This window comes from Rhizobium sp. BK316, from assembly GCF_014193695.1.
Taxonomy (GTDB): Bacteria; Pseudomonadota; Alphaproteobacteria; order Rhizobiales; family Rhizobiaceae; genus Rhizobium.
The window spans coordinates 1,061,361-1,074,331 of record NZ_JACHZR010000002.1 but is presented as its reverse complement, the minus strand read 5'-3'; the positions used below and the strand labels follow the sequence as shown (position 1 = coordinate 1,074,331).

General features: G+C 62.4%; 14 protein-coding genes. 10 read left to right on the top strand and 4 right to left on the bottom strand.

Annotation, left to right across the window (positions count from 1 at the left end; genetic code table 11):
* The first annotated feature begins 21 nt into the window (after positions 1-21).
* The gene (locus FHT87_RS13880) at positions 22-939 is read left to right on the top strand and encodes an AraC family transcriptional regulator (RefSeq protein WP_183802723.1); all 918 of its coding nucleotides are present in this window, start codon (positions 22-24) and stop codon (positions 937-939) included.
* 156 nt (positions 940-1,095) lie between these two features.
* On the top strand, positions 1,096-2,001 hold the full coding sequence (locus FHT87_RS13875) for a S1C family serine protease (protein ID WP_183802548.1): 906 nt from the start codon (positions 1,096-1,098) through the stop codon (positions 1,999-2,001).
* 44 nt (positions 2,002-2,045) lie between these two features.
* On the opposite strand, the gene FHT87_RS13870 is transcribed toward FHT87_RS13875, so the two are convergent.
* A complete protein-coding gene (locus FHT87_RS13870) occupies positions 2,046-2,774 on the bottom strand; it encodes an alpha/beta hydrolase-fold protein (protein ID WP_183802545.1) in 729 nt (242 codons plus the stop codon).
* On the bottom strand, positions 2,771-3,736 hold the full coding sequence (locus FHT87_RS13865; protein WP_183735724.1) for an acetylxylan esterase: 966 nt from the start codon (positions 3,734-3,736) through the stop codon (positions 2,771-2,773). Before FHT87_RS13865 ends, FHT87_RS13870 begins: the two co-directional genes overlap by 4 nt.
* A gap of 279 nt (positions 3,737-4,015) precedes the next feature.
* Between FHT87_RS13865 and denD the strand changes: the two genes are divergently transcribed.
* Genes denD through FHT87_RS13850 form a run of 3 tightly spaced genes read left to right on the top strand, consistent with a single transcriptional unit; the run spans position 4,016 to position 6,894 of the window.
* Positions 4,016-5,002 (top strand): D-erythronate dehydrogenase, encoded by a 987-nt coding sequence (gene denD, locus FHT87_RS13860; RefSeq protein ID WP_183735723.1) that lies wholly within the window; start codon positions 4,016-4,018, stop codon positions 5,000-5,002.
* Position 5,003: 1 nt separating this feature from the next.
* Positions 5,004-6,266: a 3-oxo-tetronate kinase gene (gene otnK / locus FHT87_RS13855; RefSeq protein ID WP_183802542.1), complete on the top strand. Its 1,263-nt coding sequence runs from the start codon at positions 5,004-5,006 to the stop codon at positions 6,264-6,266.
* On the top strand, positions 6,259-6,894 hold the full coding sequence (locus FHT87_RS13850) for an aldolase (RefSeq protein ID WP_183802539.1): 636 nt from the start codon (positions 6,259-6,261) through the stop codon (positions 6,892-6,894). The genes otnK and FHT87_RS13850 overlap by 8 nt, the downstream gene beginning before the upstream one ends.
* Here FHT87_RS13850 and FHT87_RS13845 read toward each other — a convergent pair.
* Entirely contained in the window at positions 6,891-7,700 is an 810-nt protein-coding gene (locus tag FHT87_RS13845; protein ID WP_183735720.1) for an endonuclease/exonuclease/phosphatase family protein, read from the bottom strand. The genes FHT87_RS13850 and FHT87_RS13845 overlap by 4 nt on opposite strands.
* Before the next feature lie 93 nt (positions 7,701-7,793).
* On the opposite strand from FHT87_RS13845, the gene FHT87_RS13840 reads away from it, so the two are divergent.
* Entirely contained in the window at positions 7,794-7,997 is a 204-nt protein-coding gene (locus FHT87_RS13840; protein WP_183735719.1) for a hypothetical protein, read from the top strand.
* 8 nt (positions 7,998-8,005) lie between these two features.
* On the top strand, positions 8,006-8,185 hold the full coding sequence (locus FHT87_RS13835; RefSeq protein ID WP_183735718.1) for a hypothetical protein: 180 nt from the start codon (positions 8,006-8,008) through the stop codon (positions 8,183-8,185).
* A 298-nt stretch (positions 8,186-8,483) separates the two neighbouring features.
* On the opposite strand, the gene FHT87_RS13830 is transcribed toward FHT87_RS13835, so the two are convergent.
* Positions 8,484-9,398: an SDR family oxidoreductase gene (locus FHT87_RS13830; RefSeq protein WP_183735717.1), complete on the bottom strand. Its 915-nt coding sequence runs from the start codon at positions 9,396-9,398 to the stop codon at positions 8,484-8,486.
* Between the two features lie 101 nt (positions 9,399-9,499).
* Between FHT87_RS13830 and FHT87_RS13825 the strand changes: the two genes are divergently transcribed.
* The 3 genes from FHT87_RS13825 (at position 9,500) to FHT87_RS13815 (ending at position 12,969) form a co-directional block, all read left to right on the top strand.
* Positions 9,500-10,069, top strand: coding sequence for a TetR family transcriptional regulator (locus tag FHT87_RS13825; RefSeq protein ID WP_183735716.1), 570 nt, complete (start codon positions 9,500-9,502; stop codon positions 10,067-10,069).
* 103 nt (positions 10,070-10,172) lie between these two features.
* Positions 10,173-11,324, top strand: a complete 1,152-nt coding sequence (gene ampC, locus FHT87_RS13820; protein WP_183802720.1) for a class C beta-lactamase — start codon at positions 10,173-10,175, stop codon at positions 11,322-11,324.
* A gap of 136 nt (positions 11,325-11,460) precedes the next feature.
* Positions 11,461-12,969: a mechanosensitive ion channel family protein gene (locus FHT87_RS13815; RefSeq protein ID WP_183735715.1), complete on the top strand. Its 1,509-nt coding sequence runs from the start codon at positions 11,461-11,463 to the stop codon at positions 12,967-12,969.
* Positions 12,970-12,971: the final 2 nt, after the last annotated feature.

The window sequence follows — 12,971 nt, the reverse complement described above, 5'->3', positions numbered from 1 at the left end:
TTCCACATGAGTTCCGTTTCCATGGATCCGCTCTCCGATGTGCTGGCGCTTTTGAAGCCGAAGAGCTACGTCTCGCTCGGGCTCGATGCCGGCCGCGACTGGGCGATCGATTTTCCGCCGCCGCAGGGCATCAAGTTCAATGCCGTGCTTTCGGGCGGCTGCTGGCTGGAGGTGGAGGGCGTCGAGCCCATCCTGCTCGAAGAGGGCGATTGTTTCCTGCTGACGCAAAGCCGGCCCTTCCGCATGATGAGCGATCGCAGCCTGCCGACAATCCCGGCCCATGATATCTATGCGCATGCGAAGGATGGGGTTGCCATCTGCAACGGCGGCGGCGCCTTCTTCCTGGTCGGCAGCCGCTTCGGCTTTTCCGGCGCCGGCGCGGATCTGCTTGTCGGCATATTGCCGCCGGTCGTCCATATCAGCGAACATTCGGATCAGGCTTCGGTTCTGCGCTTTGCGATCGACCAGATGGCGCGGGAACTGCGCGGCCGGCATCCGGGCGGTTTCCTGATGACGGAGCATCTGGCGCATATCATGCTGATGCAGATCCTGCGACTCTATCTTGCCGCCCCCGATACCGAAGGCACCGGCTGGCTCTTTGCGCTCGCCGACCGGCAGATCGGCCTGGCGATCGGCGCCATGCATGCCGAGCCGGCGCGGCGCTGGACGCTGCAGCAGCTTGCCACGTTGGCCGGCATGTCGCGCTCCTCCTTTGCCGAGCGCTTCAAGGAGAAGGTCGGAGCCGCGCCGATGGATTATCTCACCCGCTGGCGTATGATGCTGGCAGGCGAGCGTCTGACAAACAGCAGCGAGCCGATCGGCACGATCGCCCTTTCGCTCGGCTACGAGTCCGAAAGCGCCTTCAGCACTGCCTTCAAGCGGGTGATGGCGCGCTCGCCGCGGCAATATGGCCGAGAGGCGGCCGCTCAAGCGAAATAAGGTCAGGTGAGATAAGGCCGGGTAAAAGACCGCAGGCCACAGGTCTTGCAGCGGAGCGTTCCGTTACATAGTTATCACGGGAATGGTATGCGTCCGGCCCTTGCCGGCCCTCGCGACATTCCGAGCCTTTGTGCTGCGCCTTACGAGGATGAAACCATGAATATCGACAGGATCCTGCGGTCAGTTGTGGCCGTTCGCGCCTCCATCCCCGAAGATGCCTTCACCGCGAATACGCTGGGCACCCGCCGGGAAGGAAGTGGCGTCGTCATCAGGGATAACGGGCTGGTGCTCACCATCGGCTACCTGATCACCGAAGCCGACGATATCTGGCTGACGCGCCAGGACGGCAAGGTCGTTCCCGGCCATGCGCTGGCTTACGATCAGGAAACCGGCTTCGGCCTCATTCAGGCGCTTGCGCCCCTCGACCTGCCGTCGGTCGAAATCGGCGACAAGGTCAAGACCAAAGTCGGCGACGCGGTGATCCTTGCCGATGGTCTGGGCGAATTCGTGCAGGCCCATATCGTCGCCAAGCAGGAATTTGCGGGCTACTGGGAATATCTGCTCGACGAGGCGATCTTCATCGCACCGGCCCACCCCTCCTGGGGCGGCGCGGCGCTCATCAGCGACGAGGGCAAGCTGCTCGGCATCGGATCGCTACGCCTGCAGATGATCCAGGACGAAGAGGTCGCAGATATCAACATGGTCGTGCCGATCAACCTTCTGCCGCCAATCTTGGAAGACGTGCTGCACCGCGGCCACATCGACCGGCCGCCGCGCCCGTGGCTCGGCGCCTTTTCGGCCGAAAGCAACGGCGAAGTGGTAGTCATGAGCGTTGCCAAGGGCGGCCCGGCAGCACAGGCCGGCCTGCAGCAGGGCGACGTCATCTCCGAAATCCGCGACGGCGAGGTGGACGGGCTTGCCGATTTCTACCGGAAGGTCTGGAAGAGCGGGCCTGCGGGGTCGGAAATTCCGATACGCGTGCTGCGCAATGGTCGTGAAGCCTGGCTGCGCATCAAATCTGCCGACCGCAACAGCTTCCTGAAGAAGCCGCTGATGCAGTAAAGCCCAACGGTGCTCAGAGATAGAGCGGCGCCATCCGGCGGCATTTAGATGTAGAGCGGCGCCATCCGGCGCCAGGCACCCGCGCGGTGTGCCCTTCCATCCCAGAAATACAGTTGATGGCCGACGCCCTTTTCGGCAAGCAGCCGGCTGAGATATCGGTTGTTGTCAAGGAAGGGATCCTCGTTGCCGATCGTCAGGACGATATCGACCTGGCGCAGCTTCTCCAGCCGCCAGTCAGAGGGAAGACCCGGCAGGAAATGCGTCGGCATGTGGAAGTAGACGGTCTCGTCGTAATAGCCCTCGAAGAGATCACCGAAGGACTCGACCCTCATCGTCAGGTCGTAGCGGCCGGAAAAGGCCACCAGCTTGCGAAAGAGATGCGGGTGGCGAAAGACGAGGCTGGCGGCCTGGAAGGCGCCGAGGCTGCAGCCGTGGACGATGGTGCATTCGTGCCGGTTGCGGCTCTCCATCAGCGGCAGAACCTCGTTCAGCACATATTCTTCGAAAGCGATATGGCGACTGATACGATCGGCCGGATGGCGGCGGAAATCGTAGAAGGTCTCGTTCGCCAGGCCTTCGATGCAGAAAAGCTGCAGGTGACCGGCCTCGAGTTTATCTCTGAGGCTGGCGACGATGCCGAGATGTTCATATTCCCAAAAGCGCCCTTCCCGCGTTGGGAACATCAGTACTTTGGCGCCGGCATGGCCGAACACCAGAAGCTCCATGTCACGATGGAGCCGATCGCTGTACCAGCGCAGATATTCTCGGTTCATAGACCCCTGAAAAACCGCCCGACTCGCTCGTGCAGCGCAGTCTGCTGCACTGCACTATCAAGATAGTCGAAATGCCCGGCATCCAGGATGAAGATTTCATTAAATTTTGATTGCGGCAGAGCGTTCGCCACCGTGAACTGACAGGGAGGTGCTACCGCCGGATCGAAGAGCGCGACAGCGGTCAGCATCGGCACTTTGATACGCGTCGCAGCCGTTGCGGCATCGAAAAGGCGCAGCTTTTCAAAGACCTCGGGATGGGTCTTTGCGTATTCCTGCACCGAATGGGCGCTGCCGACAGTCGGCAATGTCAGCCACAGCTTGCGGTTCCCGAAGGTCGGCACGGTCAGATGGCCGCGCGTGATTCTGACATCAAAGGGAATTGCGAGCGCGCCGATGCCACCGCCGAAGCTGATGCCGCTATAGCCGATATGGCCTGACAGAGCTGGATAGAGCGCCAGCAGCACAGAGACGGCAACCCAGAGATCCTCGACACAGCCGCCGATCACGTAATGATCGGGATCGTCGATATCGTGCAGCACATGCCAGGGCGCCTCCGGCGAGATCGGCGGATGGGCGCTGCGCGACATGCCGCGGAAGCAGGGAAAGAGGATCGCGGTCTCCTCGACCGGGATATCGAATTCCGGCTGGTCGCGGCCGCCATAACCGTGGCCGACGACGAGACCGCGCTTGATCTCGCCCTTGCGGGGCGTAAGCAGCCAGCCGCCGATGCTGATATTATCGGTGGAGGTGTAAACGATATCCTGCACATGCCAGTCCGGATGGGCGTCCTTGCTCTTGGTCAGCACCGGCTGCGGCCTCACCGTCAGTGCCCTGGCATAGCGTTTCTGCCAGAAAGCATCGAAGCCCGGCGGTGCCTCGGGCGGGCGGATCGCCTGCAGATCGGCAAGCGTCATGCCGTAGGTGGGGTCGAAGTCGAAGGGGTATTCTGTCGGGATGCTCATGCAACGCTTGTTGCCGCGAAACCGGCCGTGGGGCAAGACCCGCGGGGATGTCCCAATACTGCCTTCGGCGTCCGGGGAGACCGAACTGCATCGACAGGAGCCCTGTCGCCGCGGCTCATGGAGTGGTTTCCAACTCGCAATCAAACAGGCCCTTCCGGCTGAAATTGCGTGACAGCCCTTCCCGGCTGGTCTTAACTGGAAACGTGGCGTCCACGCCGACTCAGGCGGCGGCGCGTTTTCTGTTGGCGTTCATTTCATCGGTCGGAGGGACCGCTTCAAATGAAAATCCTTGTTATCGGCGCGGCCGGGATGATCGGCCGCAAGCTCGTCCATGCTTTGTGCGAGCGCGGGACGCTGAACGGCAGATCCATCGACGCGCTGGTGCTGGCGGATGTCGTGGCGCCGGAAAAACCTGATTTCGGCGGCGCAGTGGAGGCCATTGCGGCTGACCTTTCACAGCCGGGAACGGCCGAGCAGCTGATCGCTCGACGGCCGGACCTGATCTTCCATCTGGCGGCGATCGTCTCCGGCGAGGCGGAAGCGGATTTCGAGAAGGGCTACCGCGTCAATCTCGACGGCACGCGCTTCCTGCTCGAGGCGATCCGGCTTGCCGAACAGCCCTATTGCCCGAAGCTCGTCTTCACCTCCTCCATCGCGGTCTTCGGCGAGCCGCTGCCATCGATTATCGGCGATACACATCACCTGACGCCGCTGACGAGCTACGGCACGCAGAAGGCGATCGATGAACTGCTGCTGGCAGATTATTCCAGGCGCGGCTTCCTCGACGGCATCGGCATCCGCCTGCCGACCATCACCATCCGCCCCGGCAAGCCGAACCGGGCCGCCTCCGGCTTCTTCTCCAGCATTCTGCGCGAGCCGCTGATCGGCCAGGAGGCGGTGCTTCCGGTCGATGAAAGCGTTCGTCACTGGTTTGCAAGCCCGCGCGCGGCGATCCGTTTCCTGCTCAAGGCTGCCGAACTCGAGACAGTGCCGCTCGGACAGATCCGCACGCTGACCATGCCGGGGCTTGCCGCCACCGTCGGCGATGAGATCGAGGCGCTGAGGCGCGTTGCCGGCGAGAGCGCCGTGAGGCTGATCCGGCGCGAACCGGACGCCGGTATCGCCAAGATCATCGCCGGCTGGCCGCAGAGCTTCGATGCCAGCCGCGCCCTGTCGCTCGGCTTCACAGCCGAGACATCCTTTGACGACATTATCCGCGTCCATATCGAGGACGAATTGAACAACAGACTGCCGGAGCGCGCCTGACATGCTGCTTGGAGCCATTGCCGACGATTTCACCGGCGCCAGCGATCTTGCCAATACCCTTGCGCGCGGCGGCATGTCGACGATGCAGTTCGTCGGTCCCGGCCGCGGCAAGGTGAATTGCGAAGCGGGCGTCGTGGCGCTGAAGACACGCTCGGCGCCGGTCGAGGATGCGGTGTTGCAGTCGATGGATGCGGCGCGCTGGCTGCTGGACCAAGGCTGCGAGCAGATTTTCTTCAAATATTGCTCGACCTTCGATTCCACGCCCGAAGGCAATATCGGCCCGGTGGCCGAAGCCCTGCAGCGGCTGACGGGCGCCAATGTCACCGTCGTCTGCCCCGCCTTTCCGGCAACGGGCCGACGGGTGTTCATGGGCCACCTTTTCGTCAAGGACAAGCTGCTCAGCGAATCCGGCATGGAGAACCATCCGCTGACGCCGATGACCGATCCGGATATCCGCCGCTGGCTGCGGCTGCAGACGCGCGGCGGCGTCGGCAGCATCACGCTCGATACGGTGCGCGAAGGTTCTGGCGCCATCCGCAGCCGCCTGCGCGACGAGCTGACCGAGGGCAACCGCCTCGTCGTGGTCGACGCCATCGAGGATGCCGATCTCCTGACGATCGGCGAGGCGGTGGTCGATCATGAGCTGGTGACCGGCGGGTCCGGACTGGCGCAGGGGCTGGTGTGCAACTTCGCCAAGCGCGGCAAACTATTAGGCATTCCGGCCGAGGTACCCGCCGTCAGCGGGCCGGGCGTCATCCTCTGCGGCTCCTGTTCGCTTGCCTCGCAGAACCAGGTCGCCTGCCATCTGCAGAACCATCCCGGTCTCTCGATCGATCCGGCGGCTATTGTGCGCGGCACGATGTCGATAGAGCATGCCGCCCGCTGGGTAGCCTCCAATGCGGACGACAATCCGATCGTCTATTCCACCACCTCGCCCGATGTCGTGAGCTTCGTGCAGCAGCGCTTCGGCCGCGAGGAATCGGCAAAGATCCTCGAGGATTTCTTCGGCGGCCTTGCCAAGCGGCTTGCCGATACCGGCACACACCAGATCGTCGTCGGCGGCGGGGAAACGTCAGGCGCCGTCGTCGAAGCGCTCGGCCTCAAGCAGATGATCATCGGTGCGGAGATCGATCCCGGCGTGCCGGTCCTCGTTTCCGAGCGCGGCCGGCCAATGCGGCCGATCGGCCTGGCGCTGAAGAGCGGCAATTTCGGCTCGCCCGACTTTTTCGCCAAGGCACTGGACAGGATCGCCGGCCATGAATGAGGCAGCACTGCGGGAAAGCATCGTCCGCTGGGGAAAATCGCTTTTCGACCGGGGGCTTACGGCCGGCTCTTCCGGCAATATCTCGGTGAAGACCGAGGACTTCTACCTCGCAACGCCGACCAATTCCTGCCTCGGCTTCCTCGATGCCAACAGGCTTTCGAAGCTCGACAGCGACGGCAAGCACCTCTCGGGCGACGCGCCGACCAAGGAGTTGCCGCTGCATTTCTCCTTCTATGAGAAGCGGCCGCAGACGGGTGCGGTCGTGCACCTGCATTCCACCTATGCAACGGCGCTTTCCTGCCTTGCCGATACCGATCCGAAGGATGCCATTCCGCCGCTGACGCCCTATGTCGTCATGCGTGTCGGCAAGGTGCCCGTTGTGTCCTATACGCGGCCGGGCTCGGCGGATGTGAAGCCGCTGATTGCCGAAATCGCCGGTCAGCACAGTGCGGTGCTTCTCGAAAATCACGGGCCGATCGTATCGGCCGCCACGCTTGATTCCGCCGTCTTTGCCATCGAGGAGCTGGAGGAAGCGGCGAAGCTTTCGATCATCACCCGCGGCATGAAGGTGCGACAGCTGAATGGCGAGCAGATTGCCGACCTGGAGAAGCACTTCAAGCTGCGCTAGGCAACTTCAAGTAAAAGCGCCCGATGATCGGAAACCTCGGGCTGTTCGACAATTTCAAAGCGCTCCACCACGACCTCCGGCGTCACCAGCATATAATCGGCAAAGCGCCCCTCCTTCGGATAGAGCGAGGTGCGGGTATCGGTAAAGCCTCTGCCGGTGACGAGATCGTTGAGGCCGAGGCGGCCAAGCTTCTCGAAGGTGACGCTGTCAGGCAGCACATTGAAATCACCACAGACGACGAGGCGTTCATCACCGGGCCAGACGCGTTCGATGAGTTCGACCAGTGCGTCGGCCTGGGCATGGCGGGCCGGAATGTCGCCCTTGCCGGCGGGATCGCGCAGGCCGTGAAGCTGGGCGATGGTGACGGAAAAGCCGCCGGAGTAGTCGAACAGGCGGATGCAATGGGCATTGCGGGATCGCGGATGCTCGCCCCAGTCATCGGCCGAAAAACGGCCATGGATAAAATCCGCCGCCTGGCCGATGACAGGATATGATTTACGCACGAAGGTGGCGATACCGAATTCGGTCGTGAAGACCGTCTCGCCGTCAAAGAGATCGCCCCGCGCAAAGGGGCAGAAGAAGCCGTCATGGTCAGGCAGAATGGCGGCGATTTCGTCGTAAAGATGGGCGCGTTGCGGCAGCACAGTGTTGCCGTCGCGATATTCCAGCCAGTCAGGCGCACCCGCAGCCGATCGCACCACCTCCTGCAGGCAGAAGATATCGGCCTCCGCGCCCGCAAGATAATCGATCAGCGGTGCGTGAATGCTGCCGCCCCAGACATTCAGTGAAATGATCCGCAAAGCCATGCGAGCTCCCTTTTCGGCGAAACTAGCAGATTCGCACAGGGAACAATGCCGGTCCTGCCCTGTTGTTCTCTGCGACAGTAAAGGAGAAATATCATGGCACTGAACAGTCCCAAGGATGGTGCGCCCGGCACCACAGATCAGTCGCCGCGCTGGGAAGGGCCGCAGGGCACGAAGCCAGCAGGCTATCTGCATGCGAAGGATGATCCGGAAAAGGCCCGCGATGCCCACGGCGAAAACCTCAACCATCCCAATGTGAAGAAGGTTTCCGACGCCATGAAGACCAAGGAAGATGATTAGGAAGACCCATGGCCAACCCGCAACGTTTCATAAAACCGGAAGCAGGTCCGCCCGCCGACACCGGCAACCAAGATTCACACGGGAAAGAGTCCGGCAAACCGCCGATCCTCAAGCCGGACGCCGGCAGCGACGGCAAACAGCCTATTCCGCTCATCAACCCCTCGGGCGGTGGCGCGGTGACGCGCTAGAGCCTTTCCTGGTTAGCTTGCAGCATTCTGTTGGCTCAAACGGAGTCGGATGGTCGACCGGCCGGCGCGCGTCGTAGCCCAGATCTACGGCCAAGCCGGCCGGTCGATCAGACGGCCCGTTTCAGCCAACCCCGCTGGTTTGCTAGCAAACCAGCGGGGGCCGGGCATCTTTGCGCCAGGATCAAAGGCGATCGGCTCGGACGTACCTGGGGTATGCCCGTCGCCAATCGCCTTTGCCCTGACACAAACCTGCTCCGGCAGAATGCTTCAAGCTAACCAGGAAAGGCTCTAGATCCCGTCAGCGATAGCCGGTGTCATCAGCCGGTTTGCCGGGCTCCTGCACCTCGGCAAGATAACGCCAGCAATCCGGCCGCGTGCCGTCGAGATCGGTGAAGCCGTAAGCCTCGGCCAATTGGAAGCTCGACAGCGACTGGCCGTTCCATCTGCTGCGGTCGGGATCGGCAGCGAGTGCGGCGACTGCCCGGCCGGTGAAACGCGGCGTTTCCGAGATAACAAAATGCGGCTGGACCTTTGTGCCATCCCGCCAATTTTCTTCCTTCACGCCATAGATCTCCAGCATCATTTCCGAGCGCATCCAGCCGGGCGAAAGCGAAACCGCGGTCGCGCCGTGCGGCGCGAGGTCCCTGGCATGCGCCCAGGCCATACGGTTCGTGCCCGTCTTGACGAGATCGTAGTAGGGGCAAAGCCGGTAATGGGTGGCGTTGTAATCCGCCGTACCGTCGGTCATCTCCACCAGCAGGCCGCCGGGCCGCTCGATCATCAGCGCCAGCGCGTAATGGGCGGTGATGAAATGCGTGTCGATCGCAAGCCGCAGCATGCGAAGACCCTTGTCGAGGGAGTGCTCCCAGACCGGTTTGTCCCACTCCGTCAGATGCTCGCCGCCCCAGATGTCGTTGACGAGAATATCCAGCCTGCCCTGCTCCGCACGAATGCGGGCAACCAGAGCTTCCACCTCACCCGGGACCAGATGATCCACCTGCATGGCGATGCCGCGACCGCCAGCCGCACTCACCAGTTCGGCTGTTTCCTCGATGGTTTCCGGCCGGCCATATTCGGATTGCTGCGCGCGGGTCGTGCGGCCGGTCACATAGACAGTCGCGCCTGCCGCGCCCAGCTCCACCGCGATGCCGCGACCGGCGCCGCGCGTTCCGCCAGCGACAAGTGCAACCTTTCCCTTCAAGTCCGCTGTCATTTCGCTCTCCTCCCCGCTAGAAACAATCGGCGGCCTAGCCGGCCCCCTTGTATATAAACGAATGTTCGTTCATAAATCTGTTGAACGCAAGAGGAAATTTCATGCCGCGTCCGCGCACGCTTTCCGATGAACGGCTGCTATCGATGGTTCTCGATGTGATCCAATCCAAGGGGCCGGATGCAGCGACCTTTGCAGCAGTCTCGAAGGCGAGCGGCCTCTCGGGCTCGACACTGGTGCAGCGTTTTGCCACCAAGGCCGGCATGCTGCGCGCCGCCCTGCTCCATGCCTGGGACAGGCTGGATGCGGAAACGGCGCGGCTCGCCGAAGCCATGCCGAAGACGGCAGATGGGGCGATCGCCTTGCTGACCGGCCTTTCCCGAGACTATGGCGACAACCCCGCCTCCTACGCGGAAGGCCTGCTCCTGCTGCGCGAGGATTTCCGCGATTCGATGTTGCGCGCCCGGGGCGCTGCCTGGGGCGCGGCGCTGACGGCAGCGCTTGCCGAGCGTTTCGAGGGACAGAGACAAGCGCAGACCATTGCCCGGCTGATGCTGTCGCAATGGCAGGGATCGCTTCTCTGGTGGGGCTTTTCCTCCGAGGGCGCAGTCGCCGACTACGTGGAGCGGGAACTGCGGCTCTTTCTTGCCGCCCTCGAGCCCAAATTAATCTAGGGTCTCCTGCGAGTTCTTATCGTTTGCGGAGGGGCAAAGAGGCGGGCTATCGACCATGTACCGGCCATGTCGCCGGGCGCACGTGAAGGAAACGCTCGTGAATATGAAACACTGCCTTATCGCCCTCGTTTTGTCGGCGAGCCCGCTTCATGCAGCCGACATGACGGACAAGGCGTTCCAGGAGATCGCAAACCGCATTTTTCAGCCGGTGATCAAGGCCTACGATATTCCGGGGCTCGCCGTCGGCGTTTCGATCAACAGCTCCGAATTCTACTACACTCACGGTGAAGCTTCGCGCGAGACGAAGGCACCCGTCACCAGCGACACGATCTTCGAGCTTGGCTCCGTCAGCAAAATTTTTAATGTCACGCTCGCAGCACTTGGAGAACAGCGCGGCCTGTTGTCGATGGAACAACCCGTCTCGACCTATCTGCCGGAGCTCAAGGGGAGCGCCTTCGACCGGGTCACGCTCGTCAACCTCGCTACCCACACCTCGGGCGGCCTGCCGCTGCAGGTGCCGAACAGTGTAACTGATGATGCCGAGTTGATGACCTATCTGAAGGCCTGGAAGCCGGCCTACAAGGCAGGCACCATGCGCTCCTATTCCAATGTCAGCATCGGCCTTCTCGGGCGCATCGCCGGAGAGCGTTTCGGCGGGAGCTACAGGCAGGCGGCCGAAGGCCAGCTGTTTCCCGCCCTCGGCCTCAAGAGCACCTTCATCTCGGTTCCGCCTGAGGCCATGGACCGCTACGCCTTCGGTTATGCCAAGGACAATCGTCCCGTCCGCGTCGGCCCAGGCGTCCTCGATGACGAGGCTTACGGCGTCAAATCCACGGCTCGCGACATGGTCCATCTGCTCGCGCTGAATTTGAAGCCGGATGCTCTGGCGCCCGAGTTCAAGGCGGCGATCGAGAAGACACATACGGGCTATTTCGATACGGCCTATTACACGCAGGACATGGTCTGGGAGCAATATGCCTGGCCGGTCGCGCTCAAGCGGCTTGTCGACGGCAACTCGGCCAAGATGAGTTTGGAAAGCCAGCCGGTCAAACAGCGGGCGAAGCCGCTTGCGCCGCAGACATCAGTGCTGATGAACAAGACCGGATCGACGAACGGCTTCGGCGCTTATGTCGTGCTGGTGCCGAAGGCGCATATCGGGCTGACGATGCTGGCAAATCGGAACTATCCGAATACCGCACGCGCCGAAGCAGGCCTGAAGCTCATCCAGGCACTCGAGGCATACGCCGCGAAATAGCCGCCACGTCGGCCGGTCGCAGCAGCGGTTGCGGCCGGCCGACGTTAGCGGTGGCGATACCCTATCCATTCGTGTCAGAGGACAGAACTTCTTCATCCGTGATATAGGGTCGAATGCCCCAACCAGGATGCAATGCATGTCATGGACCATGCTGGAAGATCCGCTGTATCAGTTTATCGCTCTCGTTCTGCTCAGCGCCGTGGCACGGTTCATCTTCGGACGAAACCCGACCTTCCGGCTGATCGCCAATTTCGTCTTCTTTGCACTGCTGACGCTGCTGCTCGTTGAGAACGAGATTGCGCCCTACACGTCAGACATGGGCCAAGCGACGGATCTTTTCCGGCGCATTTTCGTCGGGGTCGCCAAGGCGGTCTGGTGGATCGGCGGGGCGATGGTGCTGACAAGCTCGGTGCGGCTCTTCCTGATCTTCGAGCGCAAGCCGCGCGAGGCGCGTCTGCTGCAGGACCTTATTGTCGCCATCATCTATGTCGGCGCAGCACTTTCAGTCGTCGCCTATGTCTTCGGCGCGCCCGTTGCCACGCTGATCGCCACCTCGGGCGTCTTCGCCATCGTGCTCGGCCTTGCGCTGCAGAGCACGCTGAACGACGTCTTCTCGGGCATCGCGCTCAATCTCGGCCGGCATTACAGCGTCGGCGACTGGATCGTCCTCGATGACGGCGTGCAGGGCCGCGTGGTGGAGACGAACTGGCGCTCCACCCACCTTTTGAACGGCACGAACGACCTCGTCATCGTGCCCAACAGCGCTCTTGCCAAGGCGCGGCTGACGAATCTGACGAGTCCTGAAGAAGCCCATGGCGTCTCGCTGAAGATCCGGGTCGTGCCCTCAAGCCCGCCGGCGACCATCGAAGAGACGATGCGCACGGTGCTGCTCAGCAGCAACGCCATCCTGAAATCCCCAGCCCCCGTCGTCAGCATCACGGGGCTGGACGGCAACGCTATCGAATTCGAACTCTCCTTCCGCGTCTCCGGACTGGGTGAGGCGACCGCTGCCAGGAACGAGGTTTACGATCTTGTCTATCGCCATACCAAGGCGGCAGGCCTGCAGCTTGCCGCACCCGCGGGTTCGCCGGCAATTCCCGTTGCCGATCCGCAGGAAGAAGCCGGAAAACATCCGAACTCGGCCTGGCGCCTGCTCAATGCCATCCCGCTTTTCTCGACGCTGACGGAAGACGAGAAGGAGTCGCTCGCCGCTGACATGAAGCGGCTGAACTTCCGCAAGGACGCCCTGATTGCGACGCAGGATACGTCGCTGACTTCCCTGATGATCGTGCGGCGCGGCGTTGCCATCGTCGAGCGGCACGAGGGCAGCGAGATCATCGAGCTTGCCAGAATTGCGCCGGGCGACCTGTTCGGGGAACGCGGCGTGCTGATGGGCGCGCTGGAGCCGGCCAATATCCGCGCGCTCACATCGGTCGTGGTCTACGAGATCGCCAAGGACCACCTCGCCGCGATCATGCAGGAGCGGCCAGCACTTGCCGAAGAGCTGGGTCTGCTGCTGTCTCGCCGGATCGAATCCGAGAAGCATCATTTCAGCGCAGGCGTGTCGGCCGAAGCCAGCCATCCAACCACACTGACGACACGCATCCGGCATCTCTTCCAGATCCCTCACAACACCTGGCAGTGACG